This window comes from Nocardia sp. NBC_01377 (genome assembly GCF_045040005.1).
Lineage (GTDB): Bacteria > Actinomycetota > Actinomycetes > Mycobacteriales > Mycobacteriaceae > Nocardia > Nocardia noduli.
The window spans coordinates 8,479,169-8,503,665 of sequence record NZ_CP109566.1 but is presented as its reverse complement, the minus strand read 5'-3'; the positions used below and the strand labels follow the sequence as shown (position 1 = coordinate 8,503,665).

The following is a 24,497-nucleotide window of genomic DNA, read 5'->3' as shown; positions in this document are numbered from 1 at the left end:
GGCAGCGCTGCCGGGAGCGGGACAGGCTCGCATGCCCCCGCTACCCCCACCGGTCGACGGGCGTGAAGAACCCTCCGCGATCGCTGCTCACCTTGCCGTCCTTCATCACCAGCAGGATGTCGTCGGGGCGGCCGACGGATTCGATGTCGTGCAGTGGATCGCCTCGGACCACCACGATGTCGGCGAGTTTGCCGGATTCGAGGGTGCCGAGACGGTCGTCCACCCCGCACAGGGCGGCGCTGTCGCGGGTGGCGGCGACAATCGCCTCCATCGGGGTGAGGCCCCCGAATTTCACGAGTAGTCCCAGTTCACGCAGGTTCGTGCCGTGATCGGGTGACAGGCCCGCGTCGGTGCCGACGGCGATACGAACACCCGCGGCGGCGGAGCGGCCGACGGCTTCCTGGGCGAGGCGGTGCCAGGTGACGCTCTTGGCGTGCGCGGCGGGTGAGGTCTTGTGCGGGTCGAGGTCCTCCATGGTTTCCAGCAGTGTCGGCACCAGGAATATGTCCCGGTCGACCATGCGGCGGCGGAGTTCGTCGTCGAGTTGGTAGCCGTGTTCGACGCTGCGGACACCACCTTCGACGGCGGCCTCGATACCCGCGTAGCCGATGGCGTGCGCGGCGACGGGCTTATTGCCGTAGGCGCGGCATTCCTCGACCACCGCACGCACCAATTCCGTGCGCAGGCCGAGCCATTCGGGTTGATCGTTCGGCGAGGCGACCCCGCCGCTTGAGGCGACTTTGATCAGATCCGCGCCGAGCCCCAACAGTTGGCGCGTGCGTTTGCGCGCCTCGTCGACACTGTCGATCAACGGCGACGGGGTCTCCGGGCCGTGTAGATACGACATCGGGTCGAATCCGGACAGCTGGGTCAGGTCCGCGTGCCCCGCGGTCTGGCTCAGCATGGTGATCGCCACCTGTAGACGCGGACCTTCGACGAGGCCCTGCGCGACGGCCATCCGGACGCCCGCGTCGATCCCCATCAGGTCGCGCGCGCTGGTCACCCCGTTGTGCAGGGTGACGCGCAGCCGTTCCAATACGGCCAACGTCCGGTACGAGGTGGGCACCGACACCGCTTCGTACGGATTCCCCGACCCACCCGGCAGCGCGAAATGCACGTGGCAGTCGAAGAATCCGGGGCACACCGTGTTGTCCCGCAGATCGACGACCGTCGCTTCTCCGATATCGGGGGCCGTCGAACGTTCCCCCACCCACGAAATGGTATTGCCCGAAATCAATAGAGCACCGTCACGAAGTGGATTCCGCCCGCTCCCGTCCACCACCCGCACGTTCGTCAAGAACAACTCGGCCATGCAAACCCCCTTCTCGTCAGGGTCACGCCTGTGCGCGAACAGCGTAACCATCGCCCCGGCAACATTCGCGCGACTTGCGCCGTGCCGCGGGACTTCGTCGAATCCGACCGGTTCGTGTGTCACGACAGCACCGGCCCGCACGGAGACGACCGTGGTGATACTGCCCGTTCATCGATGGTCGCGGTACTTCCCCCTGGCGATCCGGCGAGAACGGTTGCGGCACAGGCTCGGTCGGCGCGGGGCGCAACGAATCACCATCGGCAGCGCGCATCGCATCGACTACAGGTAGAGAACCTGCGTGAGGAACGACGAGCTCACAGCGAAATTGGTTGAGGCAGAGGCTATCCGAGTATCCGAGGGGCGACCATCAGATGCCGACCGCGCCGTGTCGCTGCTGGAAGCGACGCTCGAACTCGATGACGAAGACCGACGGAGCCACCGAGGACGACGACTGTTCGAGCACACCGTCGTCAGCGATGTAGAAGATCGCGCGGGCGATGGCGATCTCGTCCGGGCGGGTCGGCGCGTAGACCATCCAGCCCACATCGATGCGATCGGCGCGCAGGTCGGAGACCGGGTATCCGGCGGCGTCCAGATTTCGCTCGGTGATGAAACGCCGCACCTTCGCCAGCGCGTCCTCCCGCGGCATCGGCTCGGGGATCGAGACCGCGACACCTGCCATCGTCAGCTGGTAGTACGCGCTGTCGACGTCCGAGTCGTCATCGAAGACCGCGGCGAGGGTGTCGCGGGTGACCACGCCGATTTCTGCCGCGGAAACGAGAGTCAGCACGGCTGCGCGCCGCGGATCGGTCGGAGACTCGGCGAGCAGACCGCAGATCACGTCGGCGACGGTATCGGTGGTCCACATTCCCGGCACGGCGTCCACGAGCCGCTCCGCCGTCGGGGATTCGCCGCGATACCAGTCCCCCGCCTCCCACCAGTAGCAGAACGACAGCAGACCATTGGCGGCACGCGGATTCAGCACCGGATTGGCCACCCATTCCGGCGCACTCGCGTACAGCCGCGGGGTGGGCGCGCCGCCGTTGTAGGTCGCGTCCAGTTCAGCGGCATTCCAGACGCCGCCCGACAGTACGGCGCGACCGCCGGGCAACATGTACAGCGTCGCGCCGCTGCGACGCGATCCCTCGAAAACACCCAGCGCGGGCAGGATGCGCGGACCTCGCTGAGAACCCGTCGCCACGAAGGCCGCGGCCATCACGGCCCAGCGCCCCCACATCACCGCAAGCGCGGGGAAATCGTCGCCGCTGCGTATCGGGCGCACATCGGCCTGCCGATCCGCACGCGCGTGAACGGCGGCGACACGTGCCGGACGGTTCTGCCTGCCGCCGTGATGGATGTAGGCGGCCAGCCAGACCGGTAGCGCGGAGCGCGGATACACCTCGAGGTCGGCGGCGTAGGCCTCGGGCGGGAAGAGTTGGTCGCCGGGGAACGGGTCGTCGCCGTAATCGAAGTCGACCTCGATGGCGCCCTCACGATTCAAGGTGAGAATGAGACGCCACCACGGTCCGTCACCGAGTTCCGCGGAAAGGCGACGATGCTCACGCACCGTGGACAGCACATCGGGTCCCGGATGCACGCGCAGTGAACGGTCGTGCTCGTCCGAGAAGAACACCTGCACCATCTCGGTGAGGGTGGTCAGCGTGAAGACCGCGTCCAATCGCGTCCAGCCGTGCGGTCCGGTGGCGGCGAGGTCACGGGCGAGCTTGTGGCACAACCGTTTCGCACGCTCCTGCACGTCGTCGGATTCCTCCGCGACCGTGAAGCCGACATCGGGGGCATCGTTTTCGGCGGGCTCGGTTGTCGCGGCGGACCTCCGATCGGGCCCGTCCGAATCGACCTCCGGCACATCGCCGGATGCGGATTCGATATCGGGCAACTCGCCGCCCCTGTAGTTGCTGTTGTCGTCCGGCGTGTTCACGTCGCCGCCCTCTCCTCGATCGCGTGTCCGCGTCTCCGTTCGACACCGAAGTCCCCGTACAGCGCTGCCACTGGGGAGCGCGGCGATGACGAGCCGATCACGGCTGCCGAATCCCGCCGCATCACGTGAAGACCTCCGGGCGTCGTGCCGTGTCCGCCCAGAGATCCCGGATGTAGCGGCCGATATCCAGTTCCTCGGGCAACGTGCGATAGATCAGTCGGCACAGGACCGAGGCACCGTCGGTGACAACGAATTCCGTCTGCCGCTGCGGGCCCTGGACCCACTCCACCCTGATCGGCCCGTCGAGGTCGAACCAGAATCCGCCGATCCGCGCTACCAACCTGGAGTCGTGTCGATACAGCACGACCATCACGTCCGCGAGTTCGCAATAGACGCCCGACTCCTGCCGGTAGCGGATCGCGGTCGCTTGCAGCGCACCGGTGTTCGGATCGAATTCGGCGGAGACGCCGTAGCCCGCGAACGGGCGGACCAGCAGGGGCGCGTCGGTGTCGTTGTGCCCGTCCGAGACTCGGCTGTTGTCGGGCTGCCTTCGTCGGTCGTCTCGACCGGATGGGGGCAGGCCGGGCATCACCGGCGGCGGTGGGACCGTCGGTGTGGATCCCTCTTGCGACCACTCGCCCTGCGCCGGGTTTGATGTGGGCGGGATGCCGTTGCCCGGCACAGGATTTCCCGGCTGAGTCGGGGTGTGGGGTTGCGATGCATGTGGGGGCGGGATGTCTGAGGACGTCCATGAAGTCGGCGCGGCAACCGGATTCGACGGAACGGGGCTGCTGGGGTTCCACCCGTTCGGTGGGGTGTGGGCAGTGCCGCCCGGTGGAACTTGTGTGCCCGGCGCGAACTGTCCATCGGTGTTGGGCAGCCGGGCGGGGGGAGCCTGGTCGCCGGGGAATGTCGGGGATGTCGGCCAACCGGACGGCGTTTGTCCTCCGGGCTGAGGTTGTCCCGTCGGCTGGGCCTGATCTGCGGACGGCAGTGTCAGCCGGTCCGGTGGAGTATGCGCGTCGGGTAGGACCGGTGTGCCGGAAGGCGGCGTCATCCATTCCGGAGGAACCTGCTGATCGGGTGGGGTTGACCAATCCGGCGGAGTCGACCCGGCGGGCGGCGGCGTCAGCCAATCCGGCGGTATCTGTTCAGGCAGGGTAGGCCCGGCAGGCGGAGTCGGCCAATTCGGCGGCCCCTCGACAGGTGGGACACCGGGCCACGAGCCGGGAGGGATCGGGGTCGACGGCGGCAGAGGTAAGCCCGGGGGGACCGACTGACCTGGTGGAACAGTGCCGGGCGGGCACGGTTCGGTAGGTGGCGGGTCGGTGCACGGCGGCGGGATTTGATCACCGGGAGGTGGAGTCGGGATCAGGTCGGGTGGGCACGACGGGTCCGGCAGCCCCGGTACCGGTGGCGGGTTTTCCGATGGCGGAGGTGTGGGCTGCGTTGGAGGGAGGGGCAATTCCGGTCGCGGCAACCCCGGTCCCGGCGGAGTCGACGGAGGCGGGTCGGACTGGTCCGACGGAGGATCGGGTAGGGGCCAGGGTCCTGGATCGATCACCCGGATGTCGAGCGGCGGCGGGAATTCGACGTCGAAATCCTTGGGCGGATGCGGAATATGCGAGCGCAGTGAGGAGCCGGGCAACCGATGCGGTTGGCGGCTGCCGGTGGGATCCGCACCGTTCGAGGACGGCTCGTCACCGTCGTTGTCGCCACGGCGACCGTTCCCGTCCGATGCGCCTGACGGTTCGACGCTCGCGGCGTCTCCAGCGGGCTCAGCGGGCTCAGCGGGCTCAGCGGGCTCAGCGGGCTCAGCGGGCTCAGCGGGCTCAGCGGGCTCAGCGGGCTCAGCGGGCTCAGCGGGCTCAGCGGGCTCAGCGGGCTCAGCGGGCTCAGCGGGCTCAGCGGGCTCAGCGGGCTCAGCGGGCTCAGCGGGCTCAGCGGGCTCAGCGGGCTCAGCGGGCTCAGCGGGCTCAGCGGGCTCAGCGGGCTCAGCGGGCTCAGCGGGCTCAGCGGGCTCAGCGGGCTCAGCGGGCTCAGCGGGCTCAGGAGGATGGTCGGCGAAGTGGCGGTGCGCTTCTTCGGCGTCGAGGTAGCGTTCGGCGGCCTCGCGCAGGGTTTCGATCCTGCGGACCGTCTCTGCCATCTCGTCCACGCGCATCGTGCGCGACAACATGCCTTCGATGGCCTCGTCCACGGACTCGCGCGATGCCAGATCTTCCGGGTTGACCGGCAATCCACGCATCGCCTCGGCGCGCGCGGCTCGCGCGGCCTCCAACTCTGCGGCCGCGGCCTCCGCCGCGCGCTGCCTGTCGGGATCGGACAGAACGGGCTCTGGGTCGGAGTCGGTGCGGGCGACAGCCTCTGACGGCGACGGCGACGCGAGGTCGGCCTCCGCCGCACCGTTCGGGGTCGAGGCGCCTGGGTCTCGTTCGGAATCCCCCGGATCGAGGTCGCGAGCGCTCGCCTGTCCCTCGTCGCCGGTTTCCGGCGGCCACACGCGACGATCCGGTGACCGGTCGGTGTTCGTCGGCGCCTCACCGTCACTGGTCGGTGCTGCGTTCGTCTCGCCGGGCAACGCGGGCGGCGAACTCGACGGGCCCGGGGGCAGTGGTGCAGGGCCGCCGTCATCCGGGTGGCTCGAAGGCCCGTCAGGACCCGGCGGGATCGGGCGCGGTGGTGTCTCACCGGCGCTTTCCGGCGGACTCCAGCCGGGCGCGATCGGGACCGGCGGGGGCGCGTACGGGATTCCGGCACGCCAGTCGGTGAGCGGTGGGCGATCGGCGTCCCAATGGAAGCCGAGGCCGACCGCGTGCACATTCGCGTCGCGCCATCCGGCGTCGGGACGCCGACGCAGGTAGTCGGATTCGGCGAGTGCGTCGCCGAGCAGGACGAGGTCCTGCGGCAGTGGTTCGCCCGCGATGAGACGATTCCACGCTTCGGCCACGTCGGCCAAGCGGTCCATCGGCCTGCGCGCGTACACGGCGTGCGGATCGGCGTGATCGCGCACCCGGTGCCCGTCGCGCATCAGGTGATCCTTGATCTGCTGGATCTGTTCGCGCGTGTAGACGGCGGTGTCGTCGCGAGCGTAGGTGGCGAGCGCTCGGGCGATGGCGTCCTCGGGGGTTTCACCGGGCAGGCGATCACCCGCGAGATTGTCCGGGAAATCGTGCGCGAGCATCAGATCCGCGATGTCGGCGACGGTGTCGCGCACCGCCACCTCGTCGTCACTGGCGAATCGGTCCGCGAGTTCTGCTGCGACACGGTCGATTTCATCGTTGATGCGGGCGATCTGCGCATCGACGTCCCCGGTCGGATCGATACCGCGATGCCGCAGGACCAATTGCTCACGAATCGCGTCGACGATCTCGCGGGCCGCCGCTTCCTGGCGCGCCCTGCGGTGGGCTTCCAGACCGTCGGCGATCGTGTCGACGTCGGAGTCGTCGGCGAGGAAACGATCGTATTCGGCGTCGGCCCAGTCCTGCACCCGCTGCCAGGCGGCGACGTCGCGATCCCACTCGGCTCGCAGCGCGGGCGGGATGTCGACCCGTCCCGCGGGCGGCGCGTGATCGGCAGGATCCCACGGACGGAACATCGGCTGCACATTCCGTTGCGGCGGAGCGAACCACTCGTAGTTCGCGAAAACCGTTCCGAACGGCGGAATATGCTCGAGCCAGGGACGTTGCTGAACCCATCGGCCGATCTCCGGGTGGCGCTGGATCCACGCTTTCACGGCCGGATGATTCGGCACCTGTGCCGCCATGAGGATCAGGCGCACCACATTGTAGGAATCGGCACCCCAGTGCTGGCCGAATACTTCGACACCCGCGGGGACCCCGGAGGTGTCGTACTGCGACGGCGCCTGCGGGGCGTGGACCGGTAGCGTGCTCTCCGGAATCTGACCCGCCGGAACGTCATCCGTCGGCAGGGTGATGTCGTTGACGACATCCTCCATCGCCCAGCCGCTCACGCCGTCCGGGGGATCCTTCGGGGTGAATTTCTTGGGCAGCGTCGCGCCGTCGCGTCCGGTCGTCCAGTCGGGCCGGGTCGGATCGACCGGGTGCCACTGGCCTTCGGAATCACGCCACCTGGTCATGTCCAGGCGATTGCCGTCGCGCCAGCCCGAACTCAGTCGCTCGACCTCGGGCGGGGTCATCGGTTCCGCGCGGACCCCGCCATTGCGATCGGCGAGGACACTGCGGTATTCGACCGTCGTCTCCGCGCGCACCACGGCCTGAGCGACCGCCGCATCCGTGCGCACCGCGTGGTCGAAAGCTTCATCATATTGGGCGCGTGGGGCATACGGGTCCGGCCTGGTGCCGAAAACGACGATACGAGGTCGCTCGCCTTCGATGATCCCGACGCGATCGGTGACCATCCTTCCGCCCTCCGCCTCGATCTGGCGACGCCACTCGCCCGCGAGTCCCGCCATCTCGTCCTGGAGTCGGCCGACGAGGTTGTGCGCGTGGGCGACGTCGGCGGCAGCGTCGGCCAGCGCGTCGACAGCGCGCAGCCGTGCCGGGAGCTCATCGACACGCAGAGCACCGGAACGCAAGCCGTCATCGATACGATCGCGCAGGTCGGCGATCGTATCCTCGAGATCGCGGGTGAGGGCCGTCTCGTCGGGAGCGCCGGATTCGTCGACGACGCCGAGGCGGATCGCGAGATCGTCGCGCATCGTCCGGCGCGGCTTGATGCGCTGGAGTTCGGCGGCGCGCTGCCTGGCCAACTCGTCGATCCGCGCGGCCGCCTCGGCACTCGGAGGACGATGCACGGCGATACCGGCGTGCTCCAGTTCCGAGAGGCGCTGCTCCAATCGCCGTACCTGTTCATCGAGTTCGTCGAAGCGGTCGGTGGCCTCGATGAGTTTCTCGATCGCCTCGCGGCGCGACCGCTGCGCATCGGCGTCGGCGAGTCTGCGGTCCTGCCTGCTCAACTCGTCGATACCGCCGGCGATATCGACTCTGTCGGTGCCTGTTTCGGCGTGCATCGCACGGATGGCGTCCTCGCGACCCTCGGAATCGCGCGCCGTCCACGGAACCGAATCGTCGGGACCGAGTCCGACTCTGTGAATCAGATCGTCCGCGCGCCGATCGGCCTTGGCCCGCACGAACTCTCGTTCCCTGACCAACTCCTTGTGCTCGGCGAGCAGGCGGTCGTATTCCTGGATCAGCCCGATCCGGTCGGCGAGTGCGGCCACCTCCGCGTGCGCGGCGAGGTAATCGGGCACCAACCGGCCGAATTCGGCGAGGGCGACGGTCTGTTCGTCGGACAGCCGCCAACCGGACAATTCCCGGAGAGTGGCGGCGATCCGTTCGGGCGCGAGGGATTCCGGATCTCGGATGGGGAGTTGGTCGGCCAGTTCGCGTAGACGCTCGGCCAGTGCGTCGCGGCGTGCGACGGCCTCGGCGTGCTCGCGGACGGCGTCGGCGGAGTCGTCACCGCTGTCCCGGGACGGCGGTGCCGGGTCGGAATCGGCCTCCGACACCGTGGGATCGTCGGGTCGCGTGTTGCTGGGATGGTCATCGCGGCCGTGGGCCGGGGGCGTGGAATCTGTCTCCGACACTGCCGGACCGTCGGGTTGCCCGCTGTCGGCACCCGCGTCACGACCATGAACCTGGGATCCGGATTCGGAATCCACGTCCGATACTTCCGGGCCGTCAGGTCTCCGACCGTCGGACGGCTCATCGCGATCGTGGATCGGACTCGCGGACTCGGAATCCGGCGGATTACCTTGTCGAGGCGCACCGGAGGTCGAGTCGGTGGCACGATCCTGTGCCGAAGCATTGGATTCGGCGTCACTATCGGAGCGGGCCGAATCGTCTCGTCGTTGCTCGCCGGGGGTGGGATCCGTACTGCGGTCGTGGGGAATCGACGCAGAGTCCGTAGGGACTTCGGCGCTGTTCTCGGCGTCGTGCGGTCGAAGTGATTCGGTTTCGCCGGTCGGCGTGCGGTCGCGAGATGGCGTTTCCGCGCTGGCCGACGTGCTATCCCCGGCCGACCGACCCGCTTCGATGGCGTGGACGGTGATCGCACCGTTCTCGTCCATCACCAATCGCAGTTCGTGGATCTCCACGCCGGGCATACGCAACAGGTCGGCGAGGCCGGGGTCGGCGGTGAGCGCTTCGGCCAGAACCGAGGCCGCGTCGGCGGGGCTCCAACCCGCGACGAGGTAGCGGGGTGGGTCGCCGTCGAGCACACCGAGTCGGTGGTCGCCGATGAGATGCGCGCCGGCGTCGAGCAGTGCGTAGCGTTCCACAGCACGCAGGAGCGCGGCGTCCAGAAGATCGCGGCGCGCGGTCGCCTCGGCTGCGGCCTGCTCGTCCCCGGCTTGCCTGGCCGCGTCCGCTTCTCTGGCCGCAGCGGTGGCGTCGGCAGCCAAACGGTTCAGGACCGCCTGCCGGAATTCACGCTCGGAGGAATCCTCCGAGCGTTCCGGACCCCCGTCGGCTCGTCCGACCTCCTCGGTTCGACTTTCCACGGGGGTGCTTTCGCGCCGCGTGCGATCGCTGGAATCGGAGTCGCCGGGATCGTCCGGTTGCGCCGCGCCCGCCGGTGGGTCGGGCGGCTGGGAGGGCGGTCCGGAGGGGGGTGACGCGGATGCGGGGTCGGGAGGGTCGTCGCCGTCGTCGTCGTCGGGGTGGATGTTCCCCCGGTTCTCGTCGCCGTCCGGCCGTGATTCCGTCTCGGAGTGTGAGCCGTCGGGGTCGATGCCCTGATCTGCGGGGAGCGGTTGTGTCGCTTCGCTGTCCGGAAGCAGGGTGTTCGGGCGAACCGTGGGCCGCGTCGCCGGTTCGTCGCTCGATGTCGAAGGCCCGGCATCTTCCCGCGAATCAAGTTCGCGCGCAGGGTTTTCCGGGTGACGCGCGGTCGCACCGTCGGGCTCGGCCGAGGGCAGACCCGCTCTGCGGGCGAGATCGGCGAAGAACTCCTGATTTCGACGACGTTCCTGCGCGGCCTGATCCGCGATATCCCGATCCAACTCGTCGAAGGCGTCGTTCACTCGACGACGAAGTGCCTCGAATTCCGCGTCGGTCGACTCGGACCGCATCCGAGCGACCCACGCCTCCAACTCCGCGCGGCGATCGGCACTCCACTCGTCGATCTCGGCACGACTGCGAGTGAACCATTCCGACTCGCCGCGCCCCGGATCGTCGGGATCCCGGGGCGCCCGTGACGGCGGATCGGCGGGTGGCTCGTCCGAGCCCCCGTCCGATCGGACAGTGGGGGTTTCGGATTCATCGAGCGGTGCCACATCCGGCAGGGTCTCACCGTCGGCGAGTGGTCGCGGACGCGTCGACTCGTCATCGGTGAGTATCGGGGGCGGTCGATTCCGGTCGGGGGTGGTCCGCTCCGCGTCGGGATCGCCGACCCGCCCGTCGGGCGCTGTCGGATCGATGACTGTGTCGTCACTGCCGGGCAACGGCCGGGTCGATTCAACGACCGTGTCATCACCACCGGGCAACGGCCGGGTCGATTCAACGACCGTGTCATCACCACCCGGCAACGGCCGAGTCGGATCCGACCCACCCGGCGGCAGCCCGGGTCGAACCGGCGGCGTCTGCGGCCCCACGGGCCGCGGGGCGTAGGGAATATCCGCGCGCCAATCCGTCAGAGGTGGGCGGTTCGCGTTCCAATCCAGGCCGAGGCGGATCGCATGCTGATTCGCGTCACGCCATGTGGCGATCGGGTTGTCCCGCAGGAAATCCGATTCGGCCAACGCGTCTCGCAGCAACAAGATGTCTTGGGGCAACGGGGTACCGGCCACCAACCGATTCCAGGCTTCCGCCACGTCGGCGACCGTGTCCAGCGGCCTTCGTACCAGCACTCCTTCGACGGGATCCCGGACCAGATGATGGTCGTTCATCAGGTGGTTCTTGATTCGTTCGAGGTCGCTCTCGCTGAACGCGGGCTGATCGTTTGCCAATTGGTCGGCGACCAACCGCACGATCTCGGCGCGGTCGGCCCCGTCCAGCGGGGTCCCCAGCACGTCGCGCAGGTCGGCGACCAGCCGCGCCGCGTCGCCCGGTTCCTCGTCCACCAGGCGGCCGGTGAGTTCCTCGACTATCGCGTCGACCTCGGCGCTGACGTCATCACGGCCCGCCAGGCCGCGCAGCCGTTCGAGCAGCGCGTCCGCGCGCGCGAGCCGCTCGGCCTCGTTCAAACGCGCGAGGTGCTCCGCGATGATCGGAATATCGCTGTCGTCCGCGCGGATTCGCGCGTATTCCGCGTCGGCCCAGGCCTGGACCCGCGCCCACTGTTCCTGCGCGGCACGCTGACGCTCGCGGAACGGCTCGGAAAGATTGCCGTCGTCGGCGAACTGGTCGGCGGGATTCCATTCCCGGGCCATCGGCTGCACATCCGGGCGGGGCGCACGGAACCAGGGATGGCCCTTGAATCCGGGGCGAACTCGACCGGGGTTGTCGGGATCGGCGTACCAGGTGAAGCCGGAGAGTTTCGCGGTCTCCAGGATGATGCGCATGGTGTGGTAGAAAGCGTCGGCGAACGGCAGTGAGTAGCTCGGCACATCCTGATTCGGGCCACCGCCCGGAATCTCCGGCAGGAAGCCCTCGTTCACCGCGTTCGGCGCGGGATTGTCCGACGGGTCGATGAACGGATCGGCCACCGCCGCCTGGAACGGATTGACCGCCCAGCCGCTGACCCCTTCGGGAAGATCGCGCGGGGTGAACTTCTTCGGCACGGTTCCGCCGTCGCGCCCGGTATTCCATTCGGGTAGAGCGGGATTGACGTTGTTCCACTGGCCGTCGCCGTCACGCCAACGGGTCAGGTGTATGCCGGGATCACCGCGTCCCGGTGGGGCGGTGACGAATTCACGCATGGGAGCGGTGGTGTCCTCCACGCGCCAGTTACCTTCGCGATCGGAGACGATCTGCCGGTACTCGATGGTGGTCTCGGGCCGGACCATCGCTTGGGCCAGCGCGCCACTGCGGCGCAGCGCGTCCCGGAGCGCGGCGTCGTGGTCGGCCAGCGGCGCGTCGATATGCCCGCGCGGCGCGACGACGATGATGCGCGGATGCTCGCCGTCGATCAGACCGACCCGATCGGTGATCCGTCGCGCGCCCGCGGCGTCGAAGATGTCCCGATTCGCACCCGCCAGTTCGGCCATCCGATCCTGGATGCGGCCGATCTCGTTCTCCGCCCGGTTGACCCGGTCGGCGGCTTCGGCCAGCAGCTCCAGATTCCTTTGGTGCAGCAGGGTTTCGTCACCGGAGACCGGTCGGCGGGCCAGCTCGTCCAGTGTCGCGGGAAGTTCGTCCGGGCCCAGGCGATCCAGTGGAACATCCAGTCGGCCCGCGACGTCGTCACGCATCGCCCGCAGCGGCGAAAGGCGCAGCACCTCGGCGGCGCGTTGACGACCGAGTCGATCCAGTTCGGCCGCCACTTCCGCACTCGGCCGCCGACCTCCGATCGCGCCTTCGGCTTCGAGCGCCGCGATGCGCCTGTCCAATTCGGTCAGCGCGTCGTTGGCCGCGATGAAGCGTTCGGCCGCCTCCTGCAAACGGAAGATCGCCTCGCGTCGCATCGCCAGGATCTCCGGACCGACCAATTCCGGTGTCTGCCTGGCACTCTCCTCGCCGGTTCCCGGAACATCGCGGACGCCGACCACGGAGTCCAGCAGTCGCTGCAATGTGGGTTCGAGCCGGTCGGGGCCGAGTTCCCGGTCCATGGGGTCGCGGCCGTCACGTCGGTCCTCCCCGTGCAGGCCCTGCCGTTCGGCCCTGTCGTTGCGCTTGGCGCGCCAGAACTCGCGTTCGCTCGCCAGTGCGGCCCGCTCGCGAATGAGTGCGGCGTACTCGGATTCCGGCGTGCTGTCAGGCGGTTCGCGAACCCCGTCCTCGTCGGCGCTCGGCTCTCCCACGGGATCGGACTCGGGCTGGTCGGCGGGCCGGGTCTCGTCGGCCGAGCGGGGCTGTCGCTCACCATCCGGAACGGTCTCTTCCGAAGTCGGCCGCTGCCGATCGGCGTCGGAACGTGCCTCGTCGACCGGACGCACCCGCTCATTCGCGGCATCGCCGATCTGCGCCGGAGGCCGCTGCTCACCGTCGGGACGGGTGTCCACCGGCCGCTGACGCTCACCATCCGGGCGAGTCTCACCATCGGACCGTTCAGGCCGCGATTCCGCACTCGTGCCCTGCCCCTCGGGACGAGCACGCTCCCCGGTGGCCGCGTCCGGACCGGCGGTCGGAAGGTCACGCACGGTGATCCTGCCCGCGCTGTCCACTTCGACCACCCGGTAGTCGATCCGCACGCCGCGGTCGTGCAGCATGCGACGGGTGTCGGCGGAGATGACCGCGTCGGGATCGGTCAGTGGGGAGGCGACGACGACTCGGCGGCCGTCCGGCGACAAGCCGACGCCCTCGCTGATCATGTGCGCGCCCTCGGCGGCGATCACGTCCCGTGCGGCGAGCACCCCGGCGACCATCCGGGCTTCGCGCTCGGCGCGGAAGGCCTCGTACAACCGTGACAGTTCCGGGCGAATCCGGTTGACCGCCCTGACCGTGTCGTTGAGCGCGGCCTGCGCGGCACGCAGGTCGTCGAAATGCGCGACCATCCGCTCCGGCGGAACGTGGGCGGTGTCGCGCAGCCGCTCGACGCGCTGTTCGGCCTCGTGCATCCGTTCGTCGACGGCGCGCGAGATCTCACCGGGCGTCGAACCGTCGGGGTCGATGCCCAATCCGCGCGCGAGTTCGCCGACCCTCGCCTCGGCGACTCGCCGGGCCACGACGGCGTCGGCGATCTGTTCCCCGGCCCGCGTGATCTCCCGGCGAACCGCATCCGTTGTCGGCTCGTGCACGGTGGCTTCGGGGCGTGCCGGGGTGTCGCCGCGGTCCGGAACCGTCACATCGGGGTTCCCGGCATTCTGATCGCCACCGGGCGGGGGTGTGCGGTTATCGGATCCGTCGCCACCGGATGAATCGGGTTCCTCGGGCAACGGCGCGGCCGACGAAGGGGGTTTCGTCGGCGGATTGCCGACGCCACCACCGGATTGCGGCTCGGGGACGACCTCGTCGTCCGCCCGCGGTGACCTGTCGGTCACCGGTTCCGTGCGCCGGGAGACCGGGTCGTCCGGTCCCCGTGTGGGAACCATGTCGGCGGGTTCGACGCCCTCGACGGGGCGAGTGGGCGTATCGCCCGGATCGACCAGCGGTGTCGCGTCCGGCCGACTGAAGCGGACGGTCGCGCTGGTGTGCTCCCCCGGCGGCCCTTCGAGCGCGCCCGGACCGAATTCCACGCGGGTGAAACCCATCTCGGCCGCGATCCGTCCGGTGAAGGTGGTCAGCGCCGCCTCTTCCGGGGTGTCGAGGAACATGTCCTGGATCGCGGCGTTGAACGCCGTCAGGTTGTCGTCGAGTCCGCCCTCGCTGAACCATTGGGCCTCGATGACGCGCACCCGATGACCGAGTTCCCGCATCATGTCGGCGAACATCACCCGGCCGGAGGGAGTCGCGGGGCCGCTTCTGACCACGACGTGGAGCACACCGTCCGCGTCGACGACACCGGAGATTCCGTAGCGCTGCGCGCCGCCGTAGCGATTCACGTAGGCCGTGTCGCCCTCGCCGATCTCCACCTCGGGTGCGGGGGACGGGGCGGGCCTCGCGTGCTCGCCGATGGCATCGAGTCGTCCGAGTACGTCGTCGAGCCAGTGGGGGCGCAGCATTCGCTCGAAATCGGGCCGAAGCGCCTCGACCCGATTCCTGATGTCGGCGACCTCGGTCTCGGTCAGGTGGTGGTCGACGACTTCGATCGTGCCGTCGTCACCGGCGCGCAGGAAGTGGGAGGCGAAGGGGCTCAACGTGTCCGGGGTCAGCGTTCCGTCGAACGCGCGATGGTTGCCGATTCCGACGACACCGTCGTCGGGACCGATCATCCAGGTGCCCGCGTCGCGGTCGGGGATCTGCGCGAGCGCGTCGACCAGGCCGAGCGCGCGGCCGCCGCCGGTGTCGTGGAAGCCGAGTTCGTGCGCGTCGACGAACATCGGGAATCGTTGTCGCGCCGTGGTTCCGGGCAGATTCTGGTGATAGACGACATTCGGCGCGGCGCGGAACGCCTCCGGCACCGGCGCGCCGACCGCGCGGGCCAGGGCGGAGAACAACTGTTCGGCGTCGGCGTGACGCGAGCTGATCATCGTCCGGCGAATCAGCTGGGTGCCGTCGTTGTAGGTGACCAGTTCGACCCTGCGTGGTGCGTGCACCGAATTTCCCGCGTCGATCAGCCGCGCCGATTGTTCACCGGAGGCCATCGCGTTCCGGACCGTGGCATCGAAGGAATGGATGCCGTGGGCGCGGTCCCAGTCCGCTCCGTATGCCTCGCCGTAGGTGAGACCCGTCGGATCCGCCGCGAGTCCCTCGACCAGTGGCCGAAGCGCGCGCATACCCGCCTCGTTCGCGTGCCGATCGAGTTCGGCGGCACTCGCGTCGGGATCGAGGCGCGCGGCCTCGGCCCTGGCCCGGTCGAACGCGTTGCGGTACGCCGATTCCTCCGAAGTGACGGGGAGGTCGTGACCCGCCGCGCGCAACTGCGTGCGCGCGACGATCTCCATGGCGTGGGCCCGGGTCTCCTCGTCCAGCATCGCGTCGACGTAGTCGCGCCGTGGCAGCAGCATGCGGTCCCTGGCACCGCCGGGGGTGTCACGTGCTTGCGCGGTGTCGGCGTGGATGGCGCCGTGCACCAGCGCGGCCAACTGCTCGGCATCGGTGGCCCCGGCGTCGAGACGCAGTGTGCGCTGCGACGGCAGGTACCGGTTCTCACCGTCTGAACCGTGGACGACGCGCACACCGTGACTGTCGAGCACCCCCTCGGCCCATCGGCCGACCTCGGTCGTGGCCAGTTCGGCGCGGATCCGGGCCACACTCGCGTCGGCGGATGTCGGGCCGGGATCGTGCGGGACCGGCGCGGGACGGGCGGACGGCTCCGGACCGGCATGCGGATCGGCGGTGCTCACGAGTACACGCCCGTCGGAGTCGACACGCACATCGAGACGGACGGGGTCGGCGTCGGCGCGGTCGATGATCGCGGCGACCTCGGGGTCGGTCCGCGCCCGATCGAGCACGCCCTGATGTTCACCGGGTGGCGCGACGACCAATACGCGGTCCGACACCAGCAGCAGTTGCTCGGCGATGGGCCTGGCATCGGGGTCCGATTCCGCGCGGATGGCCGTGTACTCGCGCGCGCCACGGGTGGCGAGCTCGCTCTCGCGTCGGTCGACCGTGTGCTCCGCCGCGTCCCGCTGATCGGCGAGATCGGACAGGGTGCGCAGATCGTGTTCGGTCCGGCGCAACGCGGCGGCTTGGTCGGCGGACAGGTCGGGCGATCGGAGTGCCGCGGCCACGTCGGCGCGCCGGTCTGCGATACCGCGATCGAATACCGGGCGCGCGGCGGTCGGATCGACCCCTACCGACGTCGCGAGCGTCGCCACTCGGCCCGAGATCTCGTCCAGCGCCAGCAGATCCGCGCGAACTGCCAGGGCGTCGGCGCGCAACCGCCGGGCGGCGTCGGGGTCGGCAGGCCGGTGGACTTCGTCCGGTAGGAGCGTGTCGGCACCCTGCGCGCGCGGCAGGCGCTGCTCGTTCCAGGCGTCGCCGTAGAACCGGGTGTAGGTCGCGCCGTTGTCGAACTCGAAGCGCGCCAGCGGTTCCCGCAGCGCGTCGACCGCCACCTCGTGCGCGATCGCGGCGATCTCGTCGGGCGGCAGATCCGGATCGGAGCGCAGGAGGCTGAGTTCGGCTCGCTCGTAGGCATCGGCGTAGACGGCTTCGAGTTGGTTGGAGCTCACTTCGTAACCGATGGCACGCAGGTCACGGGCGAGTTGGAAGCGGCGGCCGGTGGCCGCGGCCTCCTCCTCGATCATCGTCCGCACGTAGTCCTCGCGCGTCATCGACCGCACCACCTCGGCGCTGTGCGGTGTCAGACCGTCGACGAATCGCCGCGCGTGCACGGATTCGTGCGCCAGCGCCAGCACCTGCCCGATGTGGCTGTTTCCCTCGGTGAACACGACGGCCGCGAGGGCGCTGCGGCGGAACGAACCGACCCGGCCGTCGGCGGCCGGGTTGTGGTCGTAGAGATCGCGGACCGGTCCCGCGTCCAGCGCGGCCAGGATCTCGCGGCCGGTGGGAGTCTGGGCGAGCAGATCGCGGACCTGGTCGCGGTGGTCGTCGACCGAACGGCCGATGCGGGGCGAGGCATCGGTGTCGGCGAGCGGGTGCGAGGCGTCGTCGGGCAGGGCGTTGCCGTCGGCGTCGAAGAGCACGGCCGAGACACGGTTCAGTTCGGTCGGGATGTCGGGCGGGAAGCCGCGGCGCACACCGACACCGGGATCGCTGACCTGGACGGTGCGTTCACCGGTCACCGGGTCGACATGGGTCCGCATGGTGTAGGCGTGCGCGCCGACACCGTATTCGTCCAGCACACCGTGGTATTCGTCGACCACGAGCGCCCATTCGGCCGGATTGTTCGGGTCGAGCAGGGCCTCGGCGATCTCCTGGTGCCGGGCCACGACGGTGTCGCCCTCGGTATGCGGCGCGGGCACGTCGTGCAACCTGCCGCCGGTGTGGGCTTCCAGCTCCGCGCGCGACATACCGGCCGGACCGACGTCGTCGGGGACTCGGACGGTCGTGCTTCCGGTCTCGCCGACGATCTCCGCCAGCGAGAGAACCACACACTGGCCGCGGCGGGCATCGTCGTGGTGCGGGAGCGGGCGATCCGGCGTGGCGGCGTCGGCCGGGTCCGAGCCGGTCCTGTCGTCGGTGTCGCGGTAGGCGCTGTCCGGGCGGGCGGCGTCACGGGAAGCCGCGGGGCTATCGATCGTGGCCGCCGGGATCAGAGCGAGCAGGCTTTCCGGCGAGACATCGGTGGCGGTGTCGTCACCGCGATCCGAACGTGCGGGCTGGTTCGCCGAATCAGCGGGTGGCGCGGTGGATTCGACCCGTCTTCCCGGTGCTGCACCGTCGCGGCCCTGCTGGTTGGCCGCGCTGTCGCGGCCCTGCTGGTTGGCCGCGCTGTCGCGGCCCTGCTGGTTGGCCGCGCTGTCGCGGCCCTGTGGATTGGCCGCGCTGTCGGTGACACCTGCCCTGCCCGCGAAAGGGGTAGCGGGACGGCGTGAATCGGTCGCCGCGCCCGCCCGGTTGTCCGGTGATCCGGCGGTGGGACGGTCGCCGGTCTGCGCCGCGCCCGCCTGGGGCGCACCGCTGTGCGCGGTCTGCGCCGAGGTCGGCGCGGGATTCGTGGTCGGGCCCGGGTTCGCGGGGGCGGGGGAAGCCGCACCCGAGGTGGGGGTCGCCGCGGTGCCGAGCGGAGTCGGTGAACCGCCGGTGGCGGGGGCGGTCGCGCCCGGCATGCCGGGCGTCGCAGGTGGGGACTGTTGTGTCGTGTCCGCTCCGCGGTGGGCGTCCGAGGTAGGCGCGTCGTGAGCTGCCCGGTCCGGGCTCGCCGCGTCCGCGCCGGTTCGATCCGTGCCCGATGCCTCCGCTCCCGTCCGGTCCGGACTCGCCGCGTCCGTACCGGTTCGGTCTGTGCCTGACGCCTCTGCTCCAGTCCGTTCCGGACCCGAGGCTTCCGAGGTGCTTCGGTCCGGAGTCGCCGAGTCCGTCCGGTCCGAAGCCGACGGGTCGGGGGTGCCGTCTCGCGACGGGCTCGCGTCCTGCGTGGCGGGGGTATCGGCTGCGCGGGTTTCCGGGGCGGCCTCACGGGTGGGTGAGCCCGAACCTTCTCCGTCTGTATCCGGCGACGTCGCAGTGGGTTTCGCTTCGGAGGAGGTCGTCGGATCCGTGACGCCATCGCCTACCTGGTGCACCGGCGGCGTGTCGGCGTTCGGGCGGGGAGTGGAGCCGTCGACAGGCGGTGCGGGCGCGTCGTGGGTCGCCGTCTGCCCGTCGGCCGGAGCGAGATCGGCGGGCGAGAGCCCATCGGGCCGAGCACCGGGAAGATCGGATGCCGACTGAACGCCGTCCGGCCGAGCCTCCGGATCGGTCGCGCTCGGCTCGCCCTCGCGGCGGTCACCGTCGGAATTCGCCCCCGGCTCCTCACCGGGAGCTCCCCGGTTCGTCTCACCGGATTCGCCCGAATCCGTTCCACCCGTGAGCGTCTCGCCGTCGGGACCGAGAGCGTCCGGTCCGAGAGCGTCGGGACCGCGCCCGTCCGGCCCGAAGACGTCCGGCCCGAACCGATCACCGCCGAAAGCGTCCGCGTCGGCGGGATCTATATCGAGTCGTGGCGAGCCGCCGATGCGCGGGCTCGGGTCGGGGTCGGGGGTCGGCGCGGGATACCACTCGGGATGTCTGTTGTGGTAGAAGCCGTCCGCCATCGCCCTGTTACCACCGGCGAGTCCGCCGTTGGACACACCCGCGGTGAGCATGCGCGGATCGAATTCGGTATTTCGCGCGTTCTCCCACGCGGCACCCCACCCGTCCTGGTAGGCGTCGATACCGAACTGGGTCGCCACGCTCGCACCGAAACCGGCACCGGCGCCGACCGCGCCCGCGCCCGCGCCGGTCACCACGCCACGGACGACGTTCGGCATCGCGTCCGGCAGCCTGCGCCCGAGCCAGTCGCCGAACGGGCTGGCCGCGCCCGCGCCCGCGGCGGAACTGACCGCCGTCACGGCGACCTGCTCCCAGTTGATCCCGTTACGGTGATTCTGGGTGACCTGGTAGCCCTGGATGCCGACTTCCTGGAAGGTGCCGATGAGGGTGTCCAGCGCCATGTGCCGAACGATGAAGGTCGCCACCTTCTGCCCGACCAGTTTGGCGAGATGCTGGATGATCCGGTTCATCAACCGCTGGGCCAGAATTCGGATGCCGACCCGGGTCAAGCCGACCGCCGCCGCCTGCACCGCGGGCGCGGTCGGCGGGAAGGCCCATGCCGCGGCGAGTTCGATGGCGAGCAGCGCCAGCGACGAGATCATCATCAGCTGGGCGTAATCCATCTCGGTGCCGACCGCGTCCGCCGAGGCGGCCATTCCCTCGAAGTACTCGATCAGCTTTTCCAGGGACTGGTCACCGCTGCGCAACTGATCGAACGCCGCGGTCATCGCCGCGAGACCTTCGCCCTGCGGGTAGGCGGCGATCGAGGCCGCCTTGGCATCGTCGATATCGTCGAGGATGGCGCGCAGCCCACCGGCGGCGGTGCGCCAGTCGTCGGCGATACCCCACATGCCCTCGGGTTCACCGGCGGGCCAATCCGAACCGGCCACCCACTCCAGCCAGCGCAGATACCCTGGCAACTCGGCCATCAGCGGCTACGCGTCCGTCGCGGCCGGTCAGTCGAACTGACCCTCGTTATCCTCTTCCAGTTCTCGTAACTGCCTGGCGGTGTCGTACTGGGTGGTGCTGAAATTGTCGAAGGATCCGGCGATCGCCGCGGCGCTCGTCTTCAGATTCCCCCGCGACGACAGGTAGCCCTCCGGACCGTCGGAGAATCGCCTACCCATCTCGTCATCCCCCCAGGGCGCGCCGCGTCCGGCCAGCGAGACATCCAGGGTGCCCATCACGGTATTGATGGCATCACGCACACGGCCGGTTTTACCCGCCGCGATATCCAGCAGATTCGGGTAGTTCTCGACAGTGCCCATGAGTGCCGCTCCTAGGACCGCGTGATGAGCACGGCCGCCACCTGTTATCTCGATGTTCGCGTCCGACGACCATGCCAGCGTCAGACGACAACCGAGTAGCGCCGACATGAACGAACAGTGCCACCGAACCGACATCCATTCCGAATGGTCCGATCCCGCAACGGCTCCCACCACCGCGTCGCGGTGCGGGCGCACCCCCGTGACGTGCGAGGATCGGACGATGCGGGTACTGCTGCAACGCGTCACCTCCGCCCGGGTCACCGTCGACGACGAAGTGACCGGGCGAATCGAGCCGAACCCGCAGGGCCTGGTAGCCCTGGTCGGCATCACCCACACCGACGACCTCGCGACGGTGAAAGCGCTGGCGGACAAGGCCTGGCGCTTACGAATCCTCGACGGTGAGCGTTCCGCCGCCGACCTGGACGCCCCGATCCTCGTGGTCAGTCAGTTCACCCTCTACGCCGACACCGCGAAGGGGCGCAGACCGTCGTGGAACTCCGCGGCCCCACGCCCGCACGCCGAAACTTTGGTCGACGCGTTCGTCGACGAACTGCGCGCATTGGGCGCCACCGTGGCGACGGGCCGCTTCGGCGCGGATATGCGCGTCGAACTCACCAATGACGGTCCGGTGACGGTCATGCTGGAGATCTAGGGCGGCCTCCGCCGACGAACTCGCCTCGGTCACGCGGGATCCCGCGATTCGGCGTCGGGTTCGACCGTTCAGACCGGGTCGGTTCCGAGGCGGACCACGGAATGTCACCCGCAGTCCACACGCGATTCACCTCCCCGGTTCCACGGGGTCGCACACCGTGGCGACCCTGGTCCGATATTCGGCGGACGTACCGGCCGATATCTGTTGTGGCGCAGAGGAGGAACGACGTGCCCGGTGGCCCGCGGACACTGACCGAACTGCTGGAATCCCTGCGCGACAGCGAGCAGACGATCACTTTCGCCGACACCTGGAGCACGCTCGCGCACCGCGACCTGCCCACCGCGGCGCGCGAGGTCGCGGGGCGGCTGCGCGCGCTCGGGGCCGGTCCCGGCGATATCGTCGGGCTGCTCATGCCGACCGGCCCGGCGTGGATCACCGGGTTCTTCGGCGTGATCACCGCGGGCGCCGCCGCCACCGGACTGCCGCTGCCGCCGGTGGCACCCGCGGCGGTCGTCACGCACCTGACGGCGATCGTGCGGGCAGGCGGGGTCCGGTATCTGCTCGCCGCGGGCATCGGCGTCACGGTGGCCACCGCACTCGCCGAGCAGATTCCCGAGCTGCGGTTCATCGATATGGACACCCCGGGCGCCCAGCCCGACGACTCCGACTCGACACCTCCCTCCGCCGCGCCGGACACGCTCGCGGTCGTGCAGTTCAGCTCCGGCAGCACCGCCCGACCCAAAGGTGTGCTGCTGACCCACGACCAGTTCGTCCACGGCGCGACAGCGCTGATCGACCATGCCGGACTCACCGCCGACGACGTTCTCGTGCAATGGGTTCCGCTGTTCCACGACATGGGGCTGGTCTCGCTCATGACGTCGCTGTTCACCCCGTACAGCGCCCACCTGTTCGGGGCGAAGACCTTCATCACCGATGCCGCGGAGGTGCTGCGGTACACGGCGCGGGTGGGCGGCACCATCGTCTGCGGCCCCAACTTCTCCTATGACAGATTCATCGGCGCCGCGGCCGAGGCGTTCGGAGATGACGCCGCCGACAAGCCCCTGGCCGCTTGGCGGTTGGCGATCAACGGGGCCGAGCCGGTGCGTCCGCACACCGTGCGCGAATTCGCCCGTGTCTTCGGACCTCTCGGCGTGGCCGAAGCGGCGATGTCACCCTGCTACGGCATGGCGGAGGCGACGCTCGCAGTCACCATTCCGCGCCCGGAGAGTCCGCCGCGCGTCCTGACCGTCGACCGCGACGCGCTGGCACCGGGCGACCTGTACCGGGTCGTGGCGGCCGACGCGCCGAACGCGCGGGAAATCGTCGCCGTCGGTGTACCGGTGCCGGGAATCTCACTGCGCGTCACCGATTCGGACGGCACACCGCTGTCCGATGGGCATGTGGGCGAGATCCGTGTCCAGGGACCGGCGGTGACGTCGGGCTATCTCGGCGACGACGTGATCACCGGGAAAACCCTCGTCGACGGGTGGTTGCGCACCGGCGATCTGGGCTTGGTCGATGACGGCGAACTCGTCGTCGTCGGCCGGACCAAGGAGATGATCGTCGTCGCGGGCCGCAACTTCTTCCCCGACGATGTCGAGGAAGCCGTCCGCGCGGTGCCCGGTGTCTACAAGGGCCACTGCGTCGCGGTCGCAGACAGCGACACCGAACGCATGATCGTCGTCGCCGAGACCGAGGCAGGCATCCGCGAAGCCGACGCCGTCGCCACGGCGATCCGTCGTGCGGTGTCCGGCGCGCTCGCGTTGTCGGCGGTGACAATACTGGTCGTGCCCGCCAAAGCGCTGCCACGTACGACAAGCGGCAAGTGGCAGCGCGCGCTGATCGCCGAACTCGCCCGCGCCCACCTGGCCGAACGTTCTCCGGCCGAGATCACCCGGGTGTTGCGCGAGGAGATGGCGCGACGGTTCCGGTGCCGGATCGAGCACATCGACCTCGCCGCACCCATCACCGAACTGCCCGGCGCCGACTCGCTGCTGATCCTGGAGACGATCGTCGCCTGTGAGCGGCGCTGGAAGACCCGGCTCGACGAGGACGCGCTGGCCTACGTGCGGACAGGCGCGGATCTGCGCGATCTCTTCGAGCGCGCGATGGCCGATACCTCGTCAGCGCTGATGTGAGTGGCGAATCCGGGTCGTCGCACCACAGGCCCCGTTGCACACTGTCGAACTGGACCTCATGTCATTGGACTCGGTGCGTGCGGCGGCGCGGCAGATGCGCGCCGAGTACGACCGGATCGATCTGCTGGTCAACAACGCCGTCAGCAGTGCGGCCCCACAAGAAGGCCACGCTCGCACTGGACGACCTGGACTACACGCGCCGCGACTACCGCTACATGTCGGTATACGGGCAGTCGAAACTGGCGAATCTGATGTTCGCCTACGAATTGCAACGTCGACTCTCGGTGACGGGGGCCGCGGCGATCTCGGTTGCCGCGCATCCGGGTTCGGCCCTGACCTCCTTCGGTGACCATATGAGAGTGCCGTTGCTCGCGCGCAGAGGTCCGGTGGCCTGGGCACTGAATCGCTACATGCCCACCGCCGCGAACGGGGCATTGTCACTACTGCTCGCGGCGACCGATCCGGCGGTGTCGGGTGGCGAATACTACGGTCCGACAGGGCTGTTCGCGATGTCAGGTTCTCCGGCCGTCGCCCGATCCGCGCAGGCTTCGCACGACATGGAGACACAACGTCGGCTCTGGGGTGAATCGGAACGGCTCACCGGCGTCGAGTACGCCATCGAGAAGATCGCCGAAGACAGCGCGCGATAGCGAAGGTCGTCGGATACCTGCATTCCGACAGGTAGCGCACGACACGAAAGGACGAATTCGCCACGGGGATGCGAGATCCCGCATCCTTCGGAACGAGTGCGCCGACCCCGTGCCGGGGCCGACCCGAATTCCCCCGCGCTTCACCAACTATTCATCCATGCACGTTGTAATTCCCTTGATCGATTTCGGAGGAGGTTGCGGTGGTGGGTAGGCACC

At 69.4% G+C, this 24,497-nt stretch carries 7 protein-coding genes; 3 read left to right on the top strand and 4 right to left on the bottom strand.

Annotation, left to right across the window (positions count from 1 at the left end):
• Positions 1-40 precede the first annotated feature (40 nt).
• The 4 genes from OG225_RS38815 to OG225_RS38800 form a co-directional block, all read right to left on the bottom strand.
• Complete coding sequence (locus OG225_RS38815) at positions 41-1,312, bottom strand: amidohydrolase family protein (RefSeq protein ID WP_216917834.1); 1,272 nt, start codon at positions 1,310-1,312, stop codon at positions 41-43.
• 367 nt (positions 1,313-1,679) lie between these two features.
• A complete protein-coding gene (locus tag OG225_RS38810; protein WP_405179611.1) occupies positions 1,680-3,251 on the bottom strand; it encodes a hypothetical protein in 1,572 nt (523 codons plus the stop codon).
• Positions 3,252-3,372: 121 nt separating this feature from the next.
• Complete coding sequence (locus OG225_RS38805) at positions 3,373-20,502, bottom strand: hypothetical protein (RefSeq protein ID WP_405179610.1); 17,130 nt, start codon at positions 20,500-20,502, stop codon at positions 3,373-3,375.
• A gap of 27 nt (positions 20,503-20,529) precedes the next feature.
• Positions 20,530-20,841, bottom strand: coding sequence for a hypothetical protein (locus tag OG225_RS38800; protein ID WP_216912400.1), 312 nt, complete (start codon positions 20,839-20,841; stop codon positions 20,530-20,532).
• A gap of 220 nt (positions 20,842-21,061) precedes the next feature.
• Between OG225_RS38800 and dtd the strand changes: the two genes are divergently transcribed.
• The 3 genes from dtd to OG225_RS38785 all read left to right on the top strand — a co-directional run bounded on the left by dtd (position 21,062) and on the right by OG225_RS38785 (position 24,281).
• Positions 21,062-21,493 (top strand): D-aminoacyl-tRNA deacylase, encoded by a 432-nt coding sequence (gene dtd / locus OG225_RS38795; protein WP_405179609.1) that lies wholly within the window; start codon positions 21,062-21,064, stop codon positions 21,491-21,493.
• 227 nt (positions 21,494-21,720) lie between these two features.
• The gene (locus OG225_RS38790; protein WP_405179608.1) at positions 21,721-23,631 is read left to right on the top strand and encodes a non-ribosomal peptide synthetase; all 1,911 of its coding nucleotides are present in this window, start codon (positions 21,721-21,723) and stop codon (positions 23,629-23,631) included.
• Positions 23,632-23,777: 146 nt separating this feature from the next.
• On the top strand, positions 23,778-24,281 hold the full coding sequence (locus tag OG225_RS38785) for a hypothetical protein (RefSeq protein ID WP_405179607.1): 504 nt from the start codon (positions 23,778-23,780) through the stop codon (positions 24,279-24,281).
• The last annotated feature ends 216 nt before the right edge of the window (positions 24,282-24,497 follow it).